The 24394-nt window shown below is 74.2% G+C and carries 19 protein-coding genes; 14 read left to right on the plus strand and 5 right to left on the minus strand.

The genetic code is table 11. The features are described from left to right. Positions 1–18 precede the first annotated feature (18 nt). From ACZ60X_RS06825 to ACZ60X_RS06835, 3 genes are all read right to left on the minus strand, one after another. The gene (locus ACZ60X_RS06825) at positions 19–417 is read right to left on the minus strand and encodes a RidA family protein (protein ID WP_469594176.1); all 399 of its coding nucleotides are present in this window, start codon (positions 415–417) and stop codon (positions 19–21) included. Positions 418–447: 30 nt separating this feature from the next. Continuing rightward, positions 448–2013, minus strand: a complete 1566-nt coding sequence (locus tag ACZ60X_RS06830; protein WP_469594178.1) for an alpha/beta hydrolase — start codon at positions 2011–2013, stop codon at positions 448–450. A 309-nt stretch (positions 2014–2322) separates the two neighbouring features. Then, positions 2323–3396: an Rv2578c family radical SAM protein gene (locus ACZ60X_RS06835; RefSeq protein WP_469594180.1), complete on the minus strand. Its 1074-nt coding sequence runs from the start codon at positions 3394–3396 to the stop codon at positions 2323–2325. A 148-nt stretch (positions 3397–3544) separates the two neighbouring features. Between ACZ60X_RS06835 and ACZ60X_RS06840 the strand changes: the two genes are divergently transcribed. From ACZ60X_RS06840 to ACZ60X_RS06890, 11 genes are all read left to right on the plus strand, one after another. Then, positions 3545–3988: an SRPBCC family protein gene (locus ACZ60X_RS06840; protein WP_469594183.1), complete on the plus strand. Its 444-nt coding sequence runs from the start codon at positions 3545–3547 to the stop codon at positions 3986–3988. A 152-nt stretch (positions 3989–4140) separates the two neighbouring features. Beyond that, complete coding sequence (locus ACZ60X_RS06845) at positions 4141–6543, plus strand: MFS transporter (protein WP_469594186.1); 2403 nt, start codon at positions 4141–4143, stop codon at positions 6541–6543. 180 nt (positions 6544–6723) lie between these two features. Beyond that, positions 6724–9186, plus strand: coding sequence for an ATP-binding SpoIIE family protein phosphatase (locus ACZ60X_RS06850; RefSeq protein WP_469594189.1), 2463 nt, complete (start codon positions 6724–6726; stop codon positions 9184–9186). 176 nt (positions 9187–9362) lie between these two features. Beyond that, positions 9363–10082: a methyltransferase domain-containing protein gene (locus tag ACZ60X_RS06855; protein ID WP_469594192.1), complete on the plus strand. Its 720-nt coding sequence runs from the start codon at positions 9363–9365 to the stop codon at positions 10080–10082. 402 nt (positions 10083–10484) lie between these two features. Further along, complete coding sequence (locus ACZ60X_RS06860; RefSeq protein WP_469594194.1) at positions 10485–11312, plus strand: ZIP family metal transporter; 828 nt, start codon at positions 10485–10487, stop codon at positions 11310–11312. A gap of 99 nt (positions 11313–11411) precedes the next feature. Then, on the plus strand, positions 11412–12245 hold the full coding sequence (locus tag ACZ60X_RS06865; protein ID WP_469594197.1) for a M55 family metallopeptidase: 834 nt from the start codon (positions 11412–11414) through the stop codon (positions 12243–12245). Next, positions 12238–13563: a M20/M25/M40 family metallo-hydrolase gene (locus tag ACZ60X_RS06870; RefSeq protein WP_469594200.1), complete on the plus strand. Its 1326-nt coding sequence runs from the start codon at positions 12238–12240 to the stop codon at positions 13561–13563. The genes ACZ60X_RS06865 and ACZ60X_RS06870 overlap by 8 nt, the downstream gene beginning before the upstream one ends. 58 nt (positions 13564–13621) lie before the next feature. Further along, positions 13622–15574 (plus strand): prolyl oligopeptidase family serine peptidase, encoded by a 1953-nt coding sequence (locus ACZ60X_RS06875; protein WP_469594202.1) that lies wholly within the window; start codon positions 13622–13624, stop codon positions 15572–15574. Beyond that, positions 15571–16494: a S66 peptidase family protein gene (locus ACZ60X_RS06880; protein WP_469594205.1), complete on the plus strand. Its 924-nt coding sequence runs from the start codon at positions 15571–15573 to the stop codon at positions 16492–16494. The genes ACZ60X_RS06875 and ACZ60X_RS06880 overlap by 4 nt, the downstream gene beginning before the upstream one ends. A gap of 58 nt (positions 16495–16552) precedes the next feature. After that, complete coding sequence (locus tag ACZ60X_RS06885) at positions 16553–17104, plus strand: GNAT family N-acetyltransferase (protein WP_469594207.1); 552 nt, start codon at positions 16553–16555, stop codon at positions 17102–17104. Between the two features lie 118 nt (positions 17105–17222). After that, positions 17223–19175 (plus strand): DUF5107 domain-containing protein, encoded by a 1953-nt coding sequence (locus ACZ60X_RS06890; protein ID WP_469594210.1) that lies wholly within the window; start codon positions 17223–17225, stop codon positions 19173–19175. A 17-nt stretch (positions 19176–19192) separates the two neighbouring features. Here the strand turns inward: ACZ60X_RS06890 and ACZ60X_RS06895 are convergent, their stop codons facing one another. After that, positions 19193–19543 (minus strand): VOC family protein, encoded by a 351-nt coding sequence (locus ACZ60X_RS06895; RefSeq protein WP_469594213.1) that lies wholly within the window; start codon positions 19541–19543, stop codon positions 19193–19195. Between the two features lie 176 nt (positions 19544–19719). Between ACZ60X_RS06895 and ACZ60X_RS06900 the strand changes: the two genes are divergently transcribed. Then, complete coding sequence (locus ACZ60X_RS06900; RefSeq protein WP_469594215.1) at positions 19720–21567, plus strand: transketolase; 1848 nt, start codon at positions 19720–19722, stop codon at positions 21565–21567. A 245-nt stretch (positions 21568–21812) separates the two neighbouring features. Continuing rightward, positions 21813–22541 (plus strand): GvpL/GvpF family gas vesicle protein, encoded by a 729-nt coding sequence (locus ACZ60X_RS06905; protein ID WP_469594218.1) that lies wholly within the window; start codon positions 21813–21815, stop codon positions 22539–22541. A gap of 3 nt (positions 22542–22544) precedes the next feature. Here ACZ60X_RS06905 and ACZ60X_RS06910 read toward each other — a convergent pair whose 3' ends face one another. After that, positions 22545–23366, minus strand: a complete 822-nt coding sequence (locus tag ACZ60X_RS06910; RefSeq protein ID WP_469594221.1) for a class I SAM-dependent methyltransferase — start codon at positions 23364–23366, stop codon at positions 22545–22547. 209 nt (positions 23367–23575) lie between these two features. Here ACZ60X_RS06910 and ACZ60X_RS06915 point away from each other — a divergent pair, with 209 nt between their 5' ends. Then, positions 23576–24232: a histidine phosphatase family protein gene (locus tag ACZ60X_RS06915; protein WP_469594223.1), complete on the plus strand. Its 657-nt coding sequence runs from the start codon at positions 23576–23578 to the stop codon at positions 24230–24232. Positions 24233–24394 lie beyond the last annotated feature (162 nt).

Here is a 24394-nt window from a genome sequence, read left to right on the forward strand (position 1 = left end):
AGCGGGCGCCCGCGGGACTCACCCGTCCACCACCGCCAGCGCCTCGATCTCCATCAGGAACTCCGGCGCCACCAGTCCGGCCACCCGGACCGCGGAGGACGCCGGAAGCCGGTCGTCGGGTATGTGCGCGGCGCGGGCCGCGCGGATCGCGGGCAGATGAGCGGTGTCCGTCACGAAGTACGTCAGTTTCACGACCTGTTCGAAGCCGGCGCCCGCGGCGGCCAGGCACCGCTTGAGGTTCTCGAACACCTGCCGGGCCTGCGCCGCCGGATCGCCGGCGCCGACCAACTGCCCCTTCTCGTCCAGGGGAAGCTGACCGGAGACGACGACGAGCCGGCCGCTCGCCGTGACCACATGGCTGTACTGGGCGGCGGGCGCGACGCCGTCGGGGGCCGTGATGCGGATCGGTTCACTCATGGCGTCCATGGTGGACCACCCCCGGCGCGGCTACCGACGGAAGCCCAGCAACCGGTGCAGCGCCGCGCCCGGTGGCGACGAGGGCGCCGAGCGGCCCGCGAGCGGCTTGGGGTCGGGGGACCTGGCACACACCGCGTCGGCCACGCCCGTGACGCCGCGCGGTACCCGGCCGTCCGTCAGATACGCACTCAGGTACCGGTCCAGGCAGGCGTTCCCGCCCAGCGTGATCCCGTGATTGCCGCCGCCCTCCTCGACCACGAGGCTGGACCGGGCGAGCAACCGGTGCACGGCCACCCCGCCCGGGTAGGGCGTCGCCGCGTCGTCGGTCGCCTGGAAGAGCAGCGCCGGGGGCACCTCGGCGTTGGCGACGTTCACCGGCCGGTGCCGCGCGCCGGGCGGCCAGAAGACGCACGGCGCGTTGTACCAGGTGTTGTTCCAGGCGAAGAACGGCGCCTTGCGGTACACCTTCCACGTGTCCGCGCGCCAGCGGTTCCAGGAGCCCGGCCAGGCGGTGTCCTGGCACTGCACCGCCGAGTAGACGCTGTAGCCGTTCTCGCCCGCGTGGCCCACGGCGCCGAAGTTCCGGTACGCCTCCACCAGCGGACCGGTCTTCCCCCCGCGGACGTACGCCGCGAACGCCTCGGCGAGGTAGGGCCAGTAGCCGTCGTAGTAGCCGCCCGGGACGAAGGTGTCCTCCAGTTCGGAGGGGCCCACCTCGCCCTCGGCCGGCTTCCTCGCCAGCGCGGCCCGCATCGCGTACCACCTGGCCTCGATCTTCTGCGGGTCCCTGCCGAGGTGGTAGGTGTCGTCGTACCGGGCGATCCAGGCCATCAGGGCGCGGTGGCGGTCGTTGAACGCGTAGTCCTGGCCGAGGTTGTCCGCGTACCAGACCCCGGCCGGGTCGACGATCGAGTCGAGCACCAGGCGGCGGACCCGCTCGGGGTACAGCTTGGCGTAGACCGCGCCGAGGTAGGTCCCGTAGGAGTAGCCGAAGTAGTTGAGCGTCGGGGCGCCGAGGGCGGTGCGGATGGCGTCCATGTCGCGCACGGCGTCGACGGTGTCCATGAACGGCAGCACGTCGGCGTGCCTGCGGAGGCAGGCGCCGGCGAAGGACTGCGCGCGCGCGAGGTTCGCCCGCTCCAGGGCGGGCGTCGTGGGCAGGCTGTCGGGGCGCACCGGGGCGAAGTGGCCGGGCGAGCAGTCCAGCGCCGGGGCGGACCGGCCGACGCCCCGCGGGTCGAAGCCGATGACGTCGTACTGGGCGGCCACCCGCTTCGGCAGTGCGGAGGCGACGAATCCGGCGAGCTTCAGGCCGCTGCCGCCCGGCCCGCCGGGGTTGACCAGCAGCGGGCCCTGGAAGGCGGTGGCGGTGTGGGGGACGCGCGACAGGGCGAGCGTGATCTGCCGGCCGGCGGGCCGCGCGTGGTCCAGCGGCACCTTCAGGGCGGCGCACTGGAGCGTCGGGTAGTCGCCGGTGCCGCAGCTCTTCCAGGTGAGCCGGGGAGCGGCGGCCGTACTCCCGTGCGCGGGGACGGCGGTGACCGAGCCGGCCACCACGGCGGCGGCAGCGCACAGCACGGCTGCGCGTGTTCTCATGGGTCCTCCCGGGACGGAGGGGGCGGCGGACCGCGAGGATCACGGTCCTCGCCGCATCGTCCCGTCGCCGGGGCCCGGGGCTAACGCGGTCCGGGCGTACGTGACCCGATTGCGCCGCCTGATGCCCCCGAACGTCCTCACCCGATCGCCGCCCCGCGCGCTCGCACCGGGACCTGGTCAGGGGGCGCGAGCCGGCCCGGCGTCACGGCCCCGTCGGAGCCCGGACTCCCGGCCGCCGGGCGCCGGTTGCCCCGGCCGTCCGTGACGTAGGCAAGGGCTTCGCCCGCGGACGACCGGACGAACGCGGCGTCACAGGAGCGTGAGCTGGACCGGGGCGGCCCCGGGTTCCGGCTCGGGCGGGGCGGCCGGTCGGACGCGGCGGGCCAGGCCGGGACGGGTGGGTCCGATGCCGTACTCCCGTGCCAGCTCGTGCACCTGACGGGTGATCCGGCGCTGGTACCACGTGGGCGCGTAGGCGCCCGCCGCGTACAGCCGCTCGTAGCGCCGCACCAGGTGCGGGTGGTGCCGCCCGAGCCAGGCCATGAACCACTCCCGCGCGCCGGGGCGCAGATGCAGCGCGAGCGGGGTCACCGAGGTGGCCCCGGCGGCCGCGATCGCCCGCACCGTGGCCCGCAGTTGGCCGGGGTGGTCGCTCAGGAACGGGATGACCGGCGCCATCAGCACCCCGCAGCCGATGCCGTGCTCGCCGAGAGCGCGTACGACGTCCAGCCGGCGCTCGGGCGCGGGCGTGCCCGGCTCCACCGTGCGCCACAGCTCGGGGTCGAGGAAGCCGACCGACACCGAGATGCCCACGTCCGTCACCTCGGCGGCGCGCACTAGCAGGTCCAGGTCGCGCAGGATCAGCGTGCCCTTGGTGAGGATCGAGAACGGGTTCGCGTGGTCGGTGAGGGCGGAGATGATGCCCGGCATCAGGCGGTAGCGGCCCTCGGCGCGCTGGTAGCAGTCGACGTTCGTGCCCATCGCCACGTGGTCGCCCCGCCAGCGGGCGGCGCCGAGCTGGCGGCGCAGCACCTCCGGCGCGTTCACCTTCACCACGATCTGGGTGTCGAAGCCGAGGCCGGTGTCGAGGTCGAGATAGCTGTGCGTCCTGCGGGCGAAGCAGTACACGCACGCGTGGGTGCAGCCCCGGTACGGGTTGACCGTCCACTCGAACGGCATGCGCGAGGCGCCCGGCACCCGGTTCAGCACCGAGCGGGCCCTGATCTCGTGGAAGGTGATCCCGCGGAACTCGGGCGTGTCGAACGTGCGGCTGACCACGGCGTCCGCGCCGAACAGCGCGGCCTCGGCGGCCGGGCCGTGCTCGGCCGCCTCCCCCGGCGCCCCGGTGGCCGCGGACTCCACGGTGAGGTTCTCCCAGCGCATGACGCCTCCTCGGTAGCACTGCCGCACACAATAGAACATCTGTTCCCATGATCGTGCGGCCCCTGTTGACGCCCCCCGATTTGGGGGGCCGGGCGCCGGGGTGGTTGGCTTGCCCCAACCCCGAGAAGACAGGTCCTGGAGGAACGCAATGGCGCAGGTCGAGGCCACTACGGAGCGGGTCGTCGCGGCGGACGCGGAGAAGGTGTTCGACGCCCTCGCCGACTACCGCGGCACGCGGCAGAAGCTGCTGCCGGAGCAGTTCAGCGAGTACGAGGTCCGCGAGGGCGGCGACGGGGAGGGCACCCTCGTCCACTGGCGGCTCCAGGCCACCAGCAAGCGGGTGCGCGACTGCCTGCTGGAGGTCAGCGAGCCCACCGACGGTGAGCTGGTCGAGAAGGACCGCAACTCCTCCATGGTCACCACCTGGCGCGTCACCCCGGCCGGCGAGGGCAGGTCCCGCGTCGTCGTCACCACCACCTGGCAGGGCGCCGGCGGCATCGGCGGCTTCTTCGAGAAGACCTTCGCCCCCAAGGGCCTCGGCCGGATCTACGACGCCGTGCTCGCGAGGCTCGCCGCCGAGGTCGAGAAGTAGCCCCAAGGGCCCACCGGTGAAGGGGCGTTGAGCCTCTTCACCGGTTCGAGTGGATCTCCCTTCCGTCCGGAACCAGGCCGTAACCCGCCGCAGTTGTTCCCCGTTGCCGCCCTACGCGGGACATGTGACGGCTGTGACGAGGGGAGCGGTACGTGAGCGGGACGACTCTGGTGACGCACGAGCCGACCGCGGCACCGGAGGCCGGGGAGCGGGCCGCCACCGCCCCGCCGCCCCCGCAGGTGCCCCGACCGGGCGCGGGCCGCGTGCGGCTCGTGTTCTTCGGGCTGATGCTCGCCCTGCTCCTCGCGGCGCTCGACCAGATGATCGTCGCCACCGCCCTGCCGAAGATCGTCGGCGAGCTGCACGGCCTGGACAGGATGAGCTGGGCCATCACCGCCTACCTGCTCACATCCACCGTCGGCCTGCCCCTGTACGGCAAGCTGGGCGACCTCGTCGGCCGCAAGGGCGTCTTCCAGTTCGCCATCGCCATCTTCGTCCTCGGCTCCGCGCTCGCCGGCCGGGCCCAGTCCATGGACCAGCTGATCGCCTTCCGCGCGATCCAGGGCGTCGGCGCGGGCGGGCTCATGATCGGCGTGCAGGCGATCATCGCCGACATCGTGCCGTCCCGCGAACGCGGGCGCTACATGGGCCTGATCGGCGCCGCCTTCGGCCTCGCCTCCGTCGCGGGCCCGCTGCTCGGCGGCTACTTCACCGACCACCTCTCCTGGCGCTGGTGCTTCTACGTCAACGTTCCCTTCGGCCTGGTCACCCTCGCCGTCGTCACGGTCGTCCTGAAGCTGCCCAGACCCGCCACCCGCGGGCGCTTCGACATCCTCGGCTCGGTCCTGCTCGCCGCCGCCTCCACCTGCCTGGTGCTGCTGACCAGTTGGGGCGGCACCGAGTACGCCTGGGGCTCGCGGCAGATCACCGGCCTCGGCGCCGGCGCCCTCGCCGCGTCCGCGCTCTTCCTCGTCGCCGAGCGCTTCGCCGCCGAACCCCTCATCCCGCTGCGGCTGTTCCGCGACGGGGTCTTCAACGTCAGCGGGCTGGTCGGACTCGTCATCGGCGTGGCCCTGTTCGGCGCCGCCAGCTATCTGCCGACCTTCCTGCAGATGGTCGACGGCGCCAGCGCCACCGAGTCCGGGCTGCTGATGCTGCCCATGATGGCCGGGATCGTCGGCGCCTCCGTCGTCGGCGGCCAGCTCATCAGCCGCACCGGCCGCTACAAGGTCTTCCCCGTGCTCGGCGGCGCCGTCTCCGCCGTCGGCATGTGGCTGCTCTCGCGCCTGCAAGCCGACACGCCCCGGCTGCACTACAGCATCTGGATGGCCGTCCTCGGCACCGGCATCGGCCTGGTGATGCCCGTCCTCGTCCTCGCCGTGCAGAACTCGGTACGCCCCGCCGACCTCGGCACCGCCACCAGCGCCAACAACTACTTCCGGCAGATCGGCGGCAGCGTCGGCGCCGCGATCTTCGGCACCCTCTTCGCCGACCGGCTCACCGCCGCACTGCGCAGGGAACTGCCACCGCGCGCCGGCGCCCGGCTGCCCGACGCCGACTCCCTCACCCCGCAGCTCGTCCACGCGCTGCCCCCGGCCCTGCGCGACGCCTACATCCGCGCCTACGCCGACGCGATGCCCCGGATCTTCCTCTATCTCGTCCCGGTGCTCGTCGCCGGCCTGCTCGTCGCCTTCTTCCTCAAGGAGAAACCCCTGGTGTCCCACCCCACCGCCGAACCCGAGCCCGAGACCGTGCCCGCCGGCTCCCCGATCCCGCAGGCTCGCTCGCCCCACACCGCCGGCGTCCCCGTCTGCGGCACCGTGCAGCACCCCGACGGCACCGTCGTGCCCCGCGCGGCCCTGACCCTCATCGACGTCGCGGGACAGCAGATCGGCCGGGGCGCGAGCGGCGACGACGGGCGCTACGCGCTCAGCACGCCCGGCTCCGGGGCGTACGTCCTCATCGCCGCCGCCGGCGGCCACCAGCCGCAGGCCGTCTCCATCACCGTCGGCGAACGGCCCGTCGAACTCGACGTCGTCCTCGGTGGCGCCGGACGCCTCGCCGGCACCGTCGTCACCGCCGACGGCACCCCCGTGCGCGACGCCACCGTCACCCTCACCAACGTGCACGGCGAGGTCGTCGCCGCCACCCGCAGCGGCCGCGAGGGCGGCTACGTCATCACCGAACTCGTCGCCGGCGAGTACACCCTGGCCGCCAGCGCCCCCGCCTACCGCCCCGCCGCCCTCCCGGTCAGCGTGGCGGCCTCCCGCGAGACCCGGCAGGACGTCGAACTCGCGGGCGGCGCCGTGCTGAAGGGCACCGTCCGGGCGAGCGGCGGACGACCCGTGGAGGACGCGCGCGTGACCCTCCTCGACGCCGCAGGCAACGTCGTCGACACCCTCACCACCGGCGCCGACGGCACCTTCCGGTTCGTCGACCTCTCCTCCGGCGAGTACACCGTCATCGCCGCCGGCTACCCGCCCGTCGCCACCGTGCTCCAGGTCGCGGGCGGCGGCCGCACCGAGCGTGACCTGCAACTGGGCCACGAGGACTGACCCGGGCCCGGGCGGGCGCCCGGCCGGGGGCGCCCGCGCGGACGCCGGGCGGCGCGCCGGTGCGGCGGCCGGTGAAACCAATTCGAGGATTGCCACACATCGCGACCGGCCGCCGCCGTACGGTAGTGGCAGCCTTCACAGATCGTTTGCGAACAGCCGCGGGGAGAAAGGGCCTGGGCCATGGATTTCGGCGACGACCGTGGCAGCACGCGGGACACGCCTCCCGGCCGCGGCGCCGGTGACGCCGCCGCGGGCCGCATTCCGCTGGCCGTGGTCGTCGTCGACCGCGCCGGCCTCGTGTCCCACTGGAGCAGCGGCGCCCGGCGACTGTTCGGCGTCGGCCGCGAGGACGCCGTCGGACGGCCGGCGGCCGATCTGCTGCCGGTCTCCGGCGCGCTCCCCGAGGACGCGCACGACGAGGCGATGCCGGACGCCTACGACGGCTACGACGGCACCGGGCCCGACCTGGAGTCCTCCCTCGGCGGCCACACCGGCTACCCCACCGCGGGCCGCGCCCGCCTCGCCGCCCCCGACCGGCCGGCCGACGGCGAGCGGCTCGACGTGCTGTGGTGGGCCTACCCGCTGGTCGGTCCCGGCCCGTCCCGGCTGCTCGTCCTCGCCGCCGACGCGGCCCGGCTGCGCGAGGAGCGCGGCTACGACGACGACGCCGAGCGGATCGCGCCCGGCTTCGCCCGCCACACCGAACTGCCGGCCTCCGACGAGCTGGCCCGGCGGCTGCCCGAGATCCTGCCCAACATGGGCCCCGGACTCAGCTCCCGCATCGTCGCCCAGGTCCTCGAACTCGGCTATCCCGTCCTGGAGTTCAGCCAGTTCAGCCGGGTGCCCGTGACCCCGTACTGGGGCGTGCCCCGCCGTCCGGGCCGCCGGCCGGCCGAGCCCGTCGTACCGCAGCAGCGCTCCGCGTCGCCCCTGATCCCGGCCGGCGCCGAGGAGGACCTGGAGTACGCCGCGGTGCGCGAGCGGCTGGAGTTCCTCAACGAGGTCAGCTCCGGCATCGGCTCCTCCCTCGACCTCGGCGAGACCATCCGCGAGGTCACCAGCGCCGCCGTGCCCCGGTTCGCGGACTTCGCCGGCACTCATCTGCGCGCCGCCGTCCTCGCGGGCGAGGGCTTCCCGGACGGCCCGCCGGACGCCAGCACCGTCATGTTCCGCGTCTGGGTCGAGCACAACGACGAACCCGGCCGCTGGGACGACACCGTGCCCGTCGGCGAGTCCTTCGCCTTCCCCGAGCACACGCCGTTCTACCAGTGCATGAGCACCGGCGAGCCGGTCCTCATCCCGCGGATCAGCGACGAGCTGGGCGACCGCATCTCCGGGGAGTTCGAGAAGCGCGACCTCCGGCCGCTCATCAACGGCCGCTCCCTGCTGATCGTCCCGCTCAAGGCGCGCAACGTCGTCCTCGGCTTCATGGTGCTGCTGCGCCGCGCCGACCGGGTGCCGTTCGACGACATGGACCGCACCACCGGCGCCGAACTCGCCGCCCGCGCGGGCCTCGTCCTCGACAACGCCCGCATGTACACGTACCAGGAGAACGTCGCCGACACCCTCCAGGACAGCATGCTGCCGCAGGTGACCCCGCGGATGGCCGGGTGCGACGTGGCCACCCGCTATCTGCCCGGCACCCGGCTCGGCCGGATCGGCGGCGACTGGTTCGACACCGTCAAACTGCCCGGCTCGCGCACCGCCCTCGTGGTCGGCGACGTCATGGGCCACGGCCTCAACTCGGCCGCGATGATGGGCCAGTTGCGCACCGCCGTACAGACCATGGCCGCGCTGGAGACCCCGCCCGCCCAGCTGCTGCGCAACCTCGACGACCTGGCCCGGCGGCTCGGCGACAACTACCTCGCCACCTGCCTGTACGCCGTCTACGACCCGATCCGCGGCGAACTGCACCTGGCCAACGCCGGCCACATCCCGCCCGTCCTCGTCCGCGCCGAGGACGGCCGCAGCGAACTCCTCGACCTGCCCACCGGCGCCCCGATAGGCGTCGGCGGTGTCGCGTTCGAGTCGGTCCGGGTCAAGGTCGCCCCCGGTGACCGGCTGGTGCTGTGCACCGACGGCCTGGTCGAGGTGCGCGGCTCCGACATCGGCGAGGGCCTGGCCGCGCTGTGCGAGTCCGCCGCACACCCCGCCGCCTCCATGGACGACGCCTGCGACACCATCATCCGCGCCCTCAACACCCGTGGTGGCCGCAAGGACGACGTCGCCCTGCTCATGGCCCGCCTCAACGGCATCCCCGGCGACCACGTCGCCGAGTGGCGGCTCGACCCCGACCCGCGGGAGGTGGCCCGGGCCCGCCGGCTGGTGCGCGCCCAACTCCTCGACTGGGGCCTGCCGCAGGCGGTGGAGACGGCCGAACTGCTGGTCAGCGAGGTCGTCACCAACGCGGTACGGCATGCCGTGAGCGAGCCGGTCGGGCTGCGCGTGATCCTCGCCGACGCCCTGCTGTTCGAGGTAACCGACGACGAACCCGCCCTGCCCGCCATGCTTGCCGCCGCCCCCTACGACGAGTCGGGGCGCGGACTGCGCGTGGTCAGCCGACTGGCCCGGGAGTGGGGCGCCACGGCGAGCGGACACCGCAAGACGGTCTGGTTCGAACAGGTGGTCCGTAGGCGGCCGTGAGCCGGGGAGCCGGCCGGGGCGTGAGCGGGGACACGAGCCGGGGCGTGCAACCCGGCCGCGCGCGCCCCCTGGTGCACGCCCGTCCCGTACATCTCGTGAAGGTGCACACCGGCCCCTTGCCCCCCTCCCGGCTCCCGCGATATCCCGATCACGGAACCGAACCGTGGGGAGATCGCATGAACGTCTCGGACAAGTACCGCAACGCCTGGGAGGGTTACTGGCGAGAGACCTCCGACGAGGCGGGCGAGGCGATCTGGGACTCCGATCCGTCCCTCGCCGCACAGCCGCACACCGCCCTGCTGCTGCCCCACGCCGACCCGGAGCGCACCATCGTCGACCTCGGCTGCGGCAACGGCACCCAGACCCGCTACCTGGCCACCCGGTTCGCCCGCGCCGTCGGCGTCGACCTCTCGCACGCCGCCGTCGAGCACGCCCGCCGGGCCGGGCACGGCGACACCGTGGAGTTCCAGCAGCTCGACCTCACCGACACGGACGCCGTCCGCGCCCTGCACGAGCGGCTCGGCGACGCCCACGTGTACATGCGCGCCGTCATCCATCAGAGTGAACCTGAGGCGCGGTCCGCGGTCGCCGCCGCCGTCGCCGAGATCATCGGCACCCGGGGACGCGCCTTCGTCGTCGAACTCACCTCCGGCTCCCGGGACGTGCTGCGGCGCGCCGCGTCCCAGCCGGCCGGCCCGGGGCCCAAGCTCCGGCGCGTCTTCCAGCACGGGCTCAAGCCCGCCGACGCCGACGACGAGGAGATACCGAAGCTGCTCGCCGCGGCCGGCCTCACGGTCCTCGCCGAGGGCGAGACGACCCTGCCGCAGACCGAACACCTCTCCGACGGCACCCGCATCGACCTGCCGGCCCGCTGGTTCGTCCTCGCGGGCAGGTGAGCGCCGGGACCTTCGGCACCGGCTGGCCGGAGGATCCGACGCGCCGGTGCCCGTCCCTCCCGGGCCGGCGCCCGCAGGCACGGGAGGGACGGGGGAGATCGGGCGTGTGGGGGCTGCCACGGCTCGCCGCTCCGGCGTCGCACGGTCGGTCCGGACGGCCGGGACCACCGCCTGACGGTGTGCGGAGGCGGCCTCCACATACGAGGTGCGGTCGACCGGAGGCGATGCACACGCGATCGCCTGATCCGGCCCTCGGCCGCGGGCCGGGAGGCCGGGGGCCGGCCCGGCAAGGCAATGACTTCGCCAAAGTTTCCCGAAGCGGCCCGGCAAGGATTGTTAGGCAAGCCTTCCCTGACTTAGCTTCTGGGGGCTTCCTGTGCACGTCCAGACCGGAGAGTCCCCATGTCCAGCGCCAACATCGCCCTGCTCGGCGCCATCGCAGGCTTCACCATCTATCTCGGCCTCCCCCTCGGACGCCTCCGCACCTCCACCCCGCGTCTGCGTGCCGGACTCAACGCCGTGGCCATCGGGATCCTGGTCTTCCTCGTCTGGGACGTCCTCACCCACGCCTGGGAGCCGACCGACGAGGCGTTGGGCAAGCACGACTGGTCGACCGTGGCCTCCGGCGCCCTCACCCTGGCCGTAGGTCTGACCGCGGGGCTGGCCGGACTCGTCCACTACGACGGCTGGATCGCCCGCCGCCGTGCCGCCGGATCGCGGAAGGCCGGGCCCGGTGCCGCCGCCAGCGCGGAGCTGGCACCGCGGGCGCGCAGCCAGGCCGGTTCGCTGGCGCTGATGATCGCCACCGGCATCGGTCTCCACAACTTCGCCGAGGGCCTGGCCATCGGCAACTCCGCCGCCCGGGGCGAGCTGTCCCTCGCCGTGCTGCTGATCACGGGTTTCGGCCTGCACAACGCCACCGAGGGATTCGGCATCGTCGCCCCGCTCGCCGCCGAGGGCGAACGGCCCTCCTGGCCCTCGCTGCTTCTGCTCGGACTCATCGGCGGCGGTCCCACCTTCCTCGGCACACTCGTCGGCCAGCACCTGGTCAACGACACCTTGTCGATCGCGTTCCTCGGCCTGGCCGCCGGCTCCATCCTCTACGTCGTCATCGAGCTGCTGGCCGTCGCCCGCAAGACCGGGCTGAAGACCCTCACCACCTGGTGCATGCTCCTGGGCCTGCTGCTCGGCTTCGCCACCGATGCCGTGGTCACGGCTGCCGGCGCCTGACACGGGAGCAGTCGCCGCCGCGCGTGCGGCGAGGGTCGACCAGTCCCCTCCTCCCCGCCTCGTAGGAAGTTCCCTCCCCGGCGCGTAACGTGAAGCACCATGAAGATCCTCATCAGTGCCGACATGGAGGGGGCCACGGGCGTCACGTGGCCGGCCGACGTGCTGCCGGGGACACCGCAGTGGGAGCGGTGCCGGTCGATGTTCACCTCGGACGTGAACGCCGCCGCGCAGGGTTTCTTCGACGGCGGCGCCGACCAGGTACTCGTCAACGAGGCCCACTGGACCATGCGCAACCTGCTGCTGGAGCGGCTGGACGAGCGGGTGGAGATGCTCACCGGACGGCACAAGGCGCTGTCCATGGTGGAGGGCGTCCAGTACGGCGACGTCGACGGCATCGCCTTCGTCGGCTACCACGCCGGCGCCGGCATGGAGGGCGTGCTCGCCCACACCTACCTCGCCAACCAGATCACCGGGGTGTGGCTGAACGACGTCCGGGCCAGCGAGGGTCTGCTCAACGCGCGCGTCGTCGCCGAGTACGGCGTGCCCGTCGTCCTCGTCACCGGCGACGACGTGGCCTGCGAGGACGCCCTCGGCTACGCCCCCGAGGCGCTGAAGGTCGCCGTCAAGGACCATGTGTCCCGCTACGCGGCGGTGTGCCGGACCCCGGCGCGCACCGCCGCCGACATCCGCGCCGCCGCGAAGGAGGCGGCACAGCTGGCGCTGCGTCAGGAACCGGCCGATGCCGGTCCCTTCACCATCGCCGTCGAGTTCGACGCCGAGCACCTGGCCATGGCCGCCACCGTCGTCCCCGGCGTCGCCCGCATCGGGGAACGGAAGGTGGCGTACACCAGCGACACCATGTACGAGGGCATCCGGACGTTCAAGGCGGTCACCACGATCGTCTCCGCCGCCGTGGAGGAGCAGTATGGCTGACCAGCGGGCTCTCGGTGCCGACGCGCAGGCCCTGGAGGAGGTCGTGGAGTTCACCTCCGGACTGATCCGCATCGACACCACCAACCGGGGCGGCGGTGACTGCCGCGAGCGGCCGGCGGCCGAGTACGCCGCCGAGCGGCTGGCCGGCGCCGGTCTGGAGCCGCTGCTGCTGGAGCGCACACCGGGCCGTACCAATGTCGTCGCCCGGATCGAGGGCACCGACCCCGGCGCCGACGCGCTGCTCGTCCACGGCCACCTCGACGTGGTGCCCGCCGAGGCCGCCGACTGGCGCGTGCACCCGTTCTCCGGGGAGATCCTCGACGAAGTGGTGTGGGGGCGCGGGGCCGTCGACATGAAGAACATGGACGCGATGATCCTCGCGGTCGTCCGCTCCTGGGCCCGCCAGGGGGTACGGCCGCGCCGGGACATCGTCGTCGCCTTCACCGCCGACGAGGAGGCCAGCGCCGAGGACGGCTCCGGGTTCCTCGCCGACCGCCACCCCGAGCTGTTCGAGGGCTGCACCGAGGGCGTCGGCGAGTCCGGCGCCTTCACCTTCCACGACGGCGCCGGACGGCAGATCTACCCGATCGCCGCCGGGGAACGCGGCACGGGCTGGCTGAAGCTCGCCGCCCGCGGCCGGGCCGGGCACGGCTCCAAGGTGAACCCGCAGAACGCGGTCACCCGGCTCGCCGCCGCCGTCACCCGCATCGGCGACCACACCTGGCCGCCGCGGCTCACCCCGACCGTACGGGCCGCGCTCGCCGAACTCGCCGTCCTGTACGGCATCGAGCCCGACTTCCGCAACGTGGACCTGCTCCTGGACAAGCTCGGCCCGGCCGCCGCGCTGGTCGAGGCGACCGTCCGCAACAGCGCCAACCCGACCATGCTGAGCGCCGGTTACAAGGTCAACGTCATTCCCGGCGAGGCGGTCGCTCACGTCGACGGGCGTTTCCTGCCGGGTGGCGAGGAGGAGTTCGCCGCGACCCTCGACCGGCTGACCGGCCCCGACGTCAGCTGGGAGTTCGCGCACCGCGAGGTGGCCCTCCAGGCGCCGGTGGACTCGCCGACGTTCGCCCGGATGCGGGCCGCCGTCGAGGAGTTCGCGCCCGAGGGGCACGTGGTGCCGTACTGCATGTCGGGCGGCACGGACGCCAAGCAGTTCTCCCGGCTCGGCATCACCGGCTACGGCTTCTCCCCGCTCAAGCTGCCCGAGGGCCTCGACTACCAGGCGCTCTTCCACGGCGTGGACGAACGCGTGCCCGTCGAGGCGCTGCGCTTCGGCGTCCGCGTCCTCGACCGCTTCCTGCGCTCGGCCTAGGGCAACCGCCGGACACCGCCCCCTGGAAAGCCGTGCACGCCGAGAAGGAGGCACACGCGTGCTGACGTCGCCGTACGGAACGTGGCCGTCGCCCGTCGACGCGGCGCTCGCCGCCGCACACGACGGACAGCCGGAGTGGGTGGGTTTCGTGGGGGACGAGGTCTGGTGGACCGAGCCCCGCCCGTCCGAGGCCGGCCGCCGGGCGCTGGTGCGCCGCACGGCCCACGGCACCGAGGAGACCGTGCTGCCCGCGCCGTGGGACGTACGCAACCGGGTCGTCGAGTACGGCGGCCGGCCCTGGACCGGGGCCGTGTCCGGCGCCGGGCCGCTGGTCGTCTTCACCCACTTCGCCGACCAGCGGCTGTACCGGTACGAACCCGGCGGCCCGCCGCGCCCGCTGACTCCGCTCTCCCCGGTGGGCGCGGGACTGCGCTGGGCGGACCCGCACCTGGACCCGGCGCGCGGGGAGGTGTGGTGCGTACGGGAGGAGTTCGCCGGAGACGGCCCCGGCGACGTCCGGCGGGTCCTGGCCGCCGTACCGCTGGACGGGTCCGCCGCCGGGGACCGCTCCCGGGTGCGCGAACTCACCGACGGCCGGCACCGGTTCGTCACCGGTCCCCGCCTCTCGCCCGACGGCCGCCGGGTCGCGTGGCTCGGCTGGGACCACCCGCGGATGCCGTGGGACGGGACCGAACTGCTCGTCGGCGAGTTCGGCGCCGACGGCGTACCGCACACCGTCCGCACCGTCGCCGGCGGGCCGTGCGAGGCGATCGCCCAGGCCGAATGGTCGACGGACGGCAGTCTTCTGTATACCAGCGACCGCGGCGGCTGGTGGAACATCTACCGGGACGGCACCTCGCTCTGCCCGCGCGAGGAGGAGTTCGCCGGTCCGCTGTGGAAACCCGGCCTGCGCTGGTTCGCGCCGCTGGACAGCGGGCTGATCGCCGTCCTGCACGGCCGGGGGCCGGCGGTACTCGGGATACTGGATCCGGAGACCGGCGAGATCGTCGACGCCGCCGGGCCCTGGACCGAGTTCGCGCCCACGCTCGCCGCCCACGGCGGCCGGGTCGTCGCGGTCGGCGCCGGCCCGCGCACCGCCCACGAGGTGGTCGAGCTGGACACCGTCACCGGCCGCGCCCGCGCCGTCGGCGCCCGGCACCGCCACGCCGTCGACCCCGCCTACTACCCGCAGCCGCGCGTCCGCACCTTCACCGGACCCGGCGGCCGCGAGGTGCACGCCCACGTCCACCCGCCGCACCACCCCGCCCGCACCGCACCCGACGGCGAGGCCCCTCCCTACGTCATCTGGGCGCACGGCGGCCCCACCAGCCGGGCACCGCTCGTCCTGGACCTGGCCGTCGTCTACTTCACCTCGCGGGGCATCGGCGTCGCCGAGGTCAACTACGGCGGCTCCACCGGATACGGCCGCGCCTACCGGGAACGGCTGCGCGAGCAGTGGGGCGTGGTCGACGTCGAGGACTGCGCGGCCGTCGCCCGCGCCCTCGCCGAGGAGGGCACCGCCGACCCGGCCCGGCTCGCCATCCGCGGCGGCAGCGCGGGCGGCTGGACCGCCGCCGCCTCCCTGGCCACCACCGACGTCTACGCCTGCGGCACCATCGTCTACCCCGTCCTCGACCTCGCCACCTGGGGGCCGGGTCAGACCCACGACTTCGAGGCCCACTACCCGGAGTCGCTGATCGGACCGCCCGCCGAGGTTCCGGCCCGCTACGCCGAACGCTCGCCCACCACCCACGCCGACCGGCTCACCGCGCCGTTCCTGCTGCTCCAGGGCCTGGACGACGTGATCTGCCCGCCCGCCCAGTGCGAACGCTTCCTCGCCCGGATCGCGGGCCGGGGCGTGCCGCACGCCTACCTGACCTTCGCGGGGGAGGGGCACGGATTCCGGCGGGCCGAGACGATGGCACGGGCCCTGGAGGCGGAACTGTCGCTGTACGCTCAGGTGTTCGGGCTGGACATGCCCGACGTACCGAGGCTGGAGCTGCGCCCGTGAAGGAACTGACCCGCCCGACGCGGCTGGCCCCCGGCGCCCGGGTCGCCGTCGTCGCCACCAGCGGTCCGGTGCCCGAGGAGCGGCTGCAGGCCGGGCTCGACGTGCTGCGCGGCTGGGACCTCGACCCTGTCGCCGCGCCCCACGTCCTCGACCGGCACGGCGAGTTCGCCTACCTCGCGGGCAGCGACGCCGACCGCGCAGCCGACCTCCAGAACGCCTGGTGCGACCCCGCTGTGGACGCCGTCCTGTGCGCCCGCGGCGGATACGGCGCCCAGCGCATGGTGGACCTGCTCGACTGGGACGCGATGCGGGCGGCCGGGCCGAAGGTCTTCGTCGGCTTCAGCGACGTCACCGCCCTGCACGAGGCCTTCGCCACCCGCCTCGGCCTCGCCACCCTGTACGGTCCGTTGGCGGCCGGCGCCGACTTCGTCAAGAACGCCCGGACACAGGAGCATCTGCGCGCCACCCTCTTCGCCCCGCACACCGTGCGCACGCTGCGCTCCGGCGGTACCGCCCTCGTGCCCGGCCGCGCCCGCGGCATCACGCTCGGCGGCCTGCTGTGCCTGCTCGCGGCCGGCCTCGGCACCCCGCACGCCCGCCCCTCGGCGGCCGGCGGACTGCTGTGCCTGGAGGACGTGGGTGAGGAGACGTACCGGCTCGACCGGTACCTCACCCAGCTCCTGCGCGCCGGCCGGCTGGAGGGCGTGCGCGGCATCCTGCTCGGTTCCTGGGCGGACTGCGGCGAGTACGCCGAGATCCGGCCGATGCTCGCCGACCGGCTCGGCGGACTCGGCGTGCCGGTGGTGGAGGAGTTCGGCTTCGGCCACTGCGCGGGCGCGCTGACGATCCCCTTCGGCGTCGCGGCCGAACTCGACGCCGACACGGCCACCTTGGCCCTGGACGAGCCCGCCCTGCGCTGACCCTCCGGTGCCCGGTCCACCGGATGCGGCCCGGCCGGGACCGTCGTACCCTGGCCCGATGCCGCACACCGTGCCCCACTACCTCGCCGAGGGCCCCCGCGTGGCCGTCCGCCACTTCACCCTCCAGGACGGACCCGAGTTCACGGCCCGCACCCGCGAGAGCAAGGACCTGCACCGGCCCTGGCTGTTCCCGCCGGACAACGACGAGGCCTACGCCGCCTACGCCGGGGCGCTGATCGAGGACCCGGCGAAGGCCGGCTTCCTGGTGTGCGAGAAGGACAGCGGGGACATCGCCGGGTACATCAACATCAACAACATCGTCCGGGGCGGCTTCCAGTGCGGCGCGCTCGGCTACGGCGCCTTCGCGCACGCCGCCGGCCGCGGCCTGATGCGCGAGGGCCTCGACCTGGTCATCGGCTACGCCTTCGGCCCGCTGGGCCTGCACCGGCTGGAGATCAACGTCCAGCCCGAGAACACCGCCTCCATCGCCCTCGCCCGGGGCGCCGGGTTCCGCCTGGAGGGCTTCTCGCCGGCCATGATCCACATCGACGGCGCCTGGCGCGACCACGAACGCTGGGCGCTCACCGCGGAGATGCGGACCGGTCACTGATCCCGTCCCCGACGGCGCGGGCACGCGGGAGCGGCCCACCGGCCGGGGGCGCCTTTGCGCAATCCTGACCGGCAGCTCCCCTGGCCGAGGCCGCGTGCCGCGGGTTCCATGGGGAATCGTGACGAGGATCCGACGCCAGGTACTGACCCTGCCCGCCGCCGAGTTGGGCCCGGACAACCCGCTGCCGCCGCTGCACCCCCTCGACGAGCCCCACCGCATCGACGACCGCGACCGGCACGACATGCCGCCGGACATGGCCCGCCGGCTCGACTACGAGCCCCTGCGCAGCCTGCTCCCGGTCCGGGTCCGCGACGGCTACGGCAGAACCCGCGCCCCCCGCGCCCTCGACGCCCTGGTGATCGAGAACGACCGGCTGCGCGTCACCGTCCTGCCCCGCCTCGGCGGCCGCGTCGCCTCCCTGGTCCACCTGCCCACCGGACGCGAACTCCTCTACCGCAACCCGGTGTTCCAGCCCGCCGACTTCGCCCTCAACGGCGCCTGGTACTCCGGCGGCATCGAGTGGAACATCGGCGCCACCGGCCACACCACCCTCTCCTGCGCACCGCTGCACGCCGCCCGCGTCCCCGCCCCCGACGGCGGCGAGATGCTGCGCCTGTGGGAGTGGGAGCGGCTGCGCGACCTGCCCTTCCAGGTCGACCTGTGGCTGCCCGACGGCTCCGACTTCCTCTACGCCGGCGTGCGCGTCCGCAACCCGCACGAGCGGCCGGCGCCGGCGTACTGGTGGTCCAACACCGCCGTGCCGGAGGACGTCCGCGTCCTCGCCCCCGCCGAGGAGGCCTGGCAGTTCGACTACGAGCGCCGGCTGCGCCGGGTGCCGGTCCCCTCGTACGACGGCATCGACCGCACCCACCCCCTCAACAGCCCCTACGCCGCCGACTACTTCTACGAGGTGCCCGACGCCCGGCGCCGCTGGATCGCCGCCCTCGGCGCCGACGGCCACGGGCTGGTGCAGACCTCCACCGACACCCTGTGCGGCCGCAAGCTGTTCGTGTGGGGCCATCTGCCCGGCGGCCGGCGCTGGCAGCGGTGGCTGACCGAGCCCGGCACCCCCGGCTACTGCGAGATCCAGGCCGGCCTCGCCTGCACCCAGCTGGAACACGTCCGGCTGGAGGCCGAGAGCGAGGTCTCCTGGCTGGAGGCGTACGGACCGCTCGACGCCTCGCCCGACGGCGCGTGGACGCAGGTGGTCCGGCGGGCCGAGGACCGGCTGGAGGCGGCCTTGCCCCGCGCCCGTGTGGAGCAGGCGTACGCCGCCTGGCTGCCGTGCGCCGACACCGAACCCGGCGAGATCCTCAGCCCCGGATCCGGCTGGGGCGCCCTGGAGGTGCTGCGCGCGGACTGGAAGCTGCCCGGCACCCCGTTCCCCGAGTCCACCCTCGGCGAGGCCCAGGCCCCCTGGCGGGAACTGCTGCGCACCGGCTCGCTGCCCGAGCCGCGCCGGGTACGGCCGCCCGGCGAGACGCTCGTCGCCCCGCACTGGCGGGACATGCTGGAGACCGCGCCCGCCACCCCGCACACCGAGTACCACCTCGGCGTCGCCCAGTGGCACGCCGGCGACCGCGCCCAGGCCGTGCGCAGCTGGGAGCGCGCCCTGCGGCTGGCGCCCTCCCGCTGGCCGTCGCTGCGCTGCCTGGCCGTCGCCGATCAGGCCTGCGGCCATCACGAGCGGGCCGCCGAACGGTACGCGGACGCTTTCGGCGACCTGTGCGAGGAGCGGCGCGACGCCGGCGAGACCTGGACCGCCGCCCAGGCCGCGCTCGGCCGCGAGACCCTCCAGGCGCTGCTGCGCGTACGGCGTACGGCGCAGGCCCGCGCCGTGTGGGACCGGCTGCTGCCGGCCGTCCGCGAGCGCGGCCGCTTCCTGCTCCTGAAGGCCGAGCTGCTGCTCGCCGAGGGACGGCCCGACGAGGCGCGGGCCGTCCTCGACGCGGACTTCGAGGTCGCCGACCTCAGGGAGGGGGAGGAGGCGATCGGCCGGCTCTGGTCCCGGCTCACCGACGAGCCGCTGCCCGCCCGGCTCGACTTCCGGATGCGGCCCGAGCAGCCCTGACGCGGGACCGGGCGGCGTCAGGCCCGCTGCTGGTCCACGTACTCGAACACGGTCCCGTCCGGATGCATCGCCAGCAGATTGCGGCCGGCCGGCGTCGGCACCGGCCCGGCCAGGACCCGGGCGCCGAGGCCGGTCAGCACCCGGTGGGCCTCCGCCACGTCCTTCACGGCGATCGTCGCCGTCACCTTCCGCAGGATCTCCAGCTCCGCCTCCGGGCCGCTCATCAGCAGAAAGGAGCCGATCGCGGCGACCTGCACCCCACCGCGCTCGAACCGCTGCGCTCTGCCGCCCGCCAACCGCTCGTAGAACGGGATCGCGGCTTCGATGTCGTCGACGCAGATGCGCAGCGAGGCGCCCAGAATCTCCATGGAACCGAGCCTAGTTGGGGCGGGGGCCGGCCCGCGCGGACGGCCCCCGGCCGCCACGCGTCCGGCACCCGAGGCCGGCATGGCGTTCGGGTGACCCATGGGACGTTTGAGTGCCCCGCCCACGGATACACGGAAGACCTCCCGTGAGCCGACCTGCACAAGAGCCGTGGAGAGACATGAACACCGCCGAACTCACCGACCTGGCGCAGCAGTTGCGCGTCGACAGCGTCCGCGCCTCCGCCGCCGCGGGCTCCGGGCACCCGACCTCCTCGATGTCCGCCGCCGATCTCATGGCCGTGCTGCTCGCCCACCACCTGCGCTACGACTTCGAACGCCCCGACCACCCGGCCAACGACCGCTTCGTCCTGTCCAAGGGCCACGCCTCACCCCTGCTGTACGCCGCGTACAAGGCGGCCGGCGCGGTCGAGGACGGCGAACTGCTCACGTTCCGCAAGCTCGGCAGCCGGCTGGAGGGGCATCCCACGCCCCGGCGGCTGCCGTGGGTGGAGACGGCCACCGGATCGCTCGGCCAGGGCCTGCCCGTCGGGGTCGGCATCGCGCTCGCCGGGCAGCGCCTGGACCGCACCGGCTACCGCGTGTGGGTGCTGTGCGGCGACAGCGAGCTGGCGGAGGGCTCGGTGTGGGAGGCCGCCGAGCACGCCGGGTACGAGCAGCTGGACAACCTGATCGCGATCGTGGACGTCAACCGGCTCGGGCAGCGCGGCCCCACCCGGCACGGCCACGACCTGGACGCCTACGCCCGCCGCTTCCAGGCCTTCGGCTGGCACACCGTCGAGATCGACGGCCACGACGTCGACGCGATCGACCGGGCCTACGGCGAGGCGCTGTCCACCGCCGGGCAGCCCGTGGCCATCCTCGCCCGCACCCTCAAGGGCAAGGGCGTCGCCGCCGTCGAGGACCGCGAGGGGCACCACGGCAAGCCGCTGCCGGACGCCGAGGAGGCCATCGCCGAACTCGGCGGAGCACGAGAGGTGCGGCTCCGGGTCGGCGAGCCGCAGGCCGCCGCCGCGCTGCGCGACCTGACCACCGACCCGGTCGAGCTGCCGCACTACGACGAGGGCGACGAGGTCGCCACGCGCGACGCCTTCGGCGCCGCACTCGCCGCGCTCGGCACCGCCCGCGGGGACGTCGTCGCCCTGGACGGCGAGGTCGGCGACTCCACCCGCACCGAGCAGTTCGCCAAGGCGCACCCCGAGCGGTTCTTCGAGTGCTACATCGCCGAGCAGCAGCTCGTCGCCACGAGCGTCGGCATGGCGGCGCGCGGCTGGCTGCCGTACGCCTCGACGTTCGCAGCGTTCCTCACCCGCGCCCACGACTTCGTGCGCATGGCGTCGATCAGCGGCGCCGGGATCAACCTGATCGGCTCGCACGCCGGCGTCGCCATCGGGCAGGACGGGCCCTCCCAGATGGGCCTGGAGGACCTGGCGACGTTCCGCTCCGTGTACGGCTCCACCGTGCTCTACCCGTGCGACGCCAACCAGACCGCCCACCTGGTCGCGGCCATGGCCGGGCTCGACGGCATCCGTTATCTGCGCACCTCGCGCGGCAAGACACCGGTGATCTACGGCCCCGGCGAGGAGTTCCCGGTCGGCGGCAGCAGGACGCTGCGCTCCAGTGAGGAGGACCGGCTGACCGTCGTCGCGGCCGGGGTCACCGTGCCCGAGGCGCTGGCGGCGGCCGACCGGCTCGCCGAGGACGGCATCCCGGTGCGGGTGATCGACCTGTACTCCGTCAAGCCCGTCGACGCCGGGACCCTGCGCCGGGCCGCGGCGGAGACCGGCTGCCTGATCACCGTCGAGGACCACCATCCCGAGGGCGGCCTCGGTGACGCCGTTGCGGAGGCCTTCGCCGACGGCCGGCCCGTGCCCCGGCTGGTCCGGCTCGCGGTGCGCACCATGCCGGGCTCGGCCGCCCCCGACGAGCAGCTGCACGCGGCCGGCATCGACGCCGTGGCCATCGTGAACGCCGCGAAACTGCTGGTGGAGGAGGAGGCCGCGCGCTGAGCGGCGCTCGCGGCGGGGTGTGGCGGTCGCGTGCGCGACGCCGCGCGCAGGCGTGTGTGCGTCGTGCGGGCGTGTGTGTCGGTGTGCGGACGGTGCCGACGCGCGGCACCGCGTGGCGCGGGCCGGGCGGCGCGGGCTGTCGGGTCCCGGCCGGGCGGCGCGGTCGCTGTGGCGCTGCCGCGGCCGCCGGGTCAGGCTGGAGCTGGAACACCTCGCCGAACGGGGCCGCAGCGGAAGGAGGGACCATGGCCGGACTGCGTTACGTCTATGCCGTCTGCCGCCCCTTCGACACGCCCCTTCAGTCCCAGCTGACGGGGGTCGCGGGCGCCCCGGTGGGCCTGCTGCGCCACCGCGGGCTGTTCGCGGTGGTCAGTACGGTGCCGGCGGGCGACTTCGGCGAGGAGGCGCTGCAGGCCCATCTGGAGGATCCTGGCTGGCTGGCCGGGACCGTGCGTGCGCACCGGGGCGTGATCGCCGCGCTGGCCACGGTCACCACCCCGCTGCCGCTCCGGCTCGCGACCGTCTGCGAGGACGACAGCGTGGTGCGCACGCTGATCGAGACCCACGAGGACTCCTTCCGGCGCGTCCTGGACCGGCTGGAGGGCCGGGTGGAGTGGGGCGTGAAGGTGTACACGGAGCCTGTGCCCGCCGCCGAGTCCGCCTCCGTGCCGGGAGCGGCCGCCGCGCCCGGCGAGGCGTTCGCCCGGATCCTGCACGAACGACTGGCCGGGTGGGCGGAGGACTGCCGGGTGCGCGCTCCGCAGTCGTGCGGGGCGTCCGGCCCGGCGGTCCGCAACGTCCTGGACGCTGCCTATCTGGTGCCGCGCGCCCACTGCGAGGAGTTCGTGGAGCTGGTGGACCGCACGCGGACCGAGGAGCCGGGCGTCCGGGTGGAACTCACCGGCCCCTGGGCCGCGTACTCCTTCACCGGCGAGGAGACCCGGTACTCGTTCACCGGCGAGTCGCCCCGCTGACCCTCAGGCCTCCTTGCGGCACAGGATCTCCCCGTGCAGCACCCCGAACCAGCCGTCCTCCTGCCGGCCCCACTCCCGCCACGCCTCGGACACCGCCCGCAGCTGCTCCTCGGTCGCGTGACCGCCCCGCGTGGCCCGCTGCGCGTAGGCGGAGGCCAGGGTCCGCTCCGCCCACAGCCCGCTCCACCAGGCCCGCTCCTCGGGCGTGGCGTACGTCCAGGTGCTGGACGTGGCGGTGATGTCGGTGAGTCCGGCGGCCCGCGCCCACGCCTTCAGCCGGCGTCCGGCGTCCGGCTCGCCGCCGTTGGCCCGGGCCACCCGCTCGTACAGGTCCAGCCAGTCCTCCAGGCCGGGCACCGCCGGATACCAGGTCATCGCCGCGTAGTCCGCGTCGCGTACGGCGATGAACCCACCCGGCTTCGTCACCCGGCGCATCTCGCGCAGTGCCTGCACCGGGTCGCCGACATGCTGGAGCACCTGGTGGGCGTGGACCACGCAGAAGGTGTCGTCCGGGTACTCCAAGGCGTGCACGTCGGCGACCGCGAAGTCCACGTTGGCCAGGCCGCGCTCGGCGGCGGTGGCCCGGGCCCGCTCCAGGATGCCGGGCGCGTGGTCGACGCCGGTGACCCGGCCGTCGGGGACCAGTTCGGCCAGGTCGGCGGTGATGGTTCCGGGGCCGCACCCGATGTCCAGGATCCGCATGTGGGGCTTCAGCGAACCGAGCAGGTATGCGGCGGAGTTGGCGGCGGTCCGCCAGGTGTGCGAACGCAGCACCGACTCGTGGTGCCCGTGCGTGTAGACGGCCGTCTCCCGTGCTTGCGGCATGGCGGTTCCCCTTCACCTCTGGTCCGGCGGTGGTCCGACGGTGGTGAGTGCCACCGTACGTGCGCGGGCCGAATGATGAGACCTTGATTTCGCATCATGGACTGATGGGCCGTCAGGTATGGTCGGGGCAGGTACTCTGAAGTGCCCGTTCCGTGATCCGCGTGCGCGTGTGTGCCGGGCGCGGGACCGGCGCGAAGGGAGAGCCTCGTATGCGTCTGCTGCTCGTCCGCCACGGTGAGACCCCGTCCAACGTGGACCATCTGCTGGACACCGCCGTGCCCGGTCCGGGGCTCACGCCGCTCGGCGAGGCACAGGCCGCCGCCCTGCCCGAGGCACTCGGCGGCGAGCACATCGAGGCCCTCTACGCCTCCACCCTGCTGCGCACCCAGCTGACGGCCGCCCCGCTGGCCGCCGCCCGGGGCCTCGACGTGATCGTCCGCGACGGCATCCGCGAGGTGTCCGCCGGAGACCTGGAGATGCTGCCCGGCGAGTCGGCGGAGGGCCGGGAGTACATGCGCACGATCTTCGGGTGGGCGGCCGGCTACACCGCGCCGCGCATCCCCGGCGGCGAGAGCGGCGACGAGGCCCTCGCCCGGTACGACGCCGTGATCGCCGAGGCCGCCGCGAGCGGCGCCGGCGCCGTCGCCATGGTCAGCCACGGCGCCGCCATCCGCATGTGGACCGCCGCCCGCGCCGACAACGTCGACGTCGCCTTCGCCGCCGCCCACCCCCTGCGGAACACCGGCGTGGTCGTCCTGGAGGGCGCCCCGGACGACGGCTGGAAGGCGATCTCCTGGCAGGGCGCCACGGTGGTGCCGGCCGGCGAAGGCGGCCCGGCGGGGGAGCCGTTCGACACCGCGAGGTAGGAGGGGGCGCCAGGACGGGGCGGGGCGGCGGGAGGGGCGGGAGACCTGCCTCGGGGGCGCGCGCCGTACGGGAGCGCGGGGGCGCCCGGACGGCCGAGGCGCCCGACGGACCGGACGGGTGCCGGATACGCGTTTGCTCCGGCCGGTGGGAGACCCGCAGAA

It is taken from the genome of Streptomyces sp. NPDC104106, from assembly GCF_055584345.1.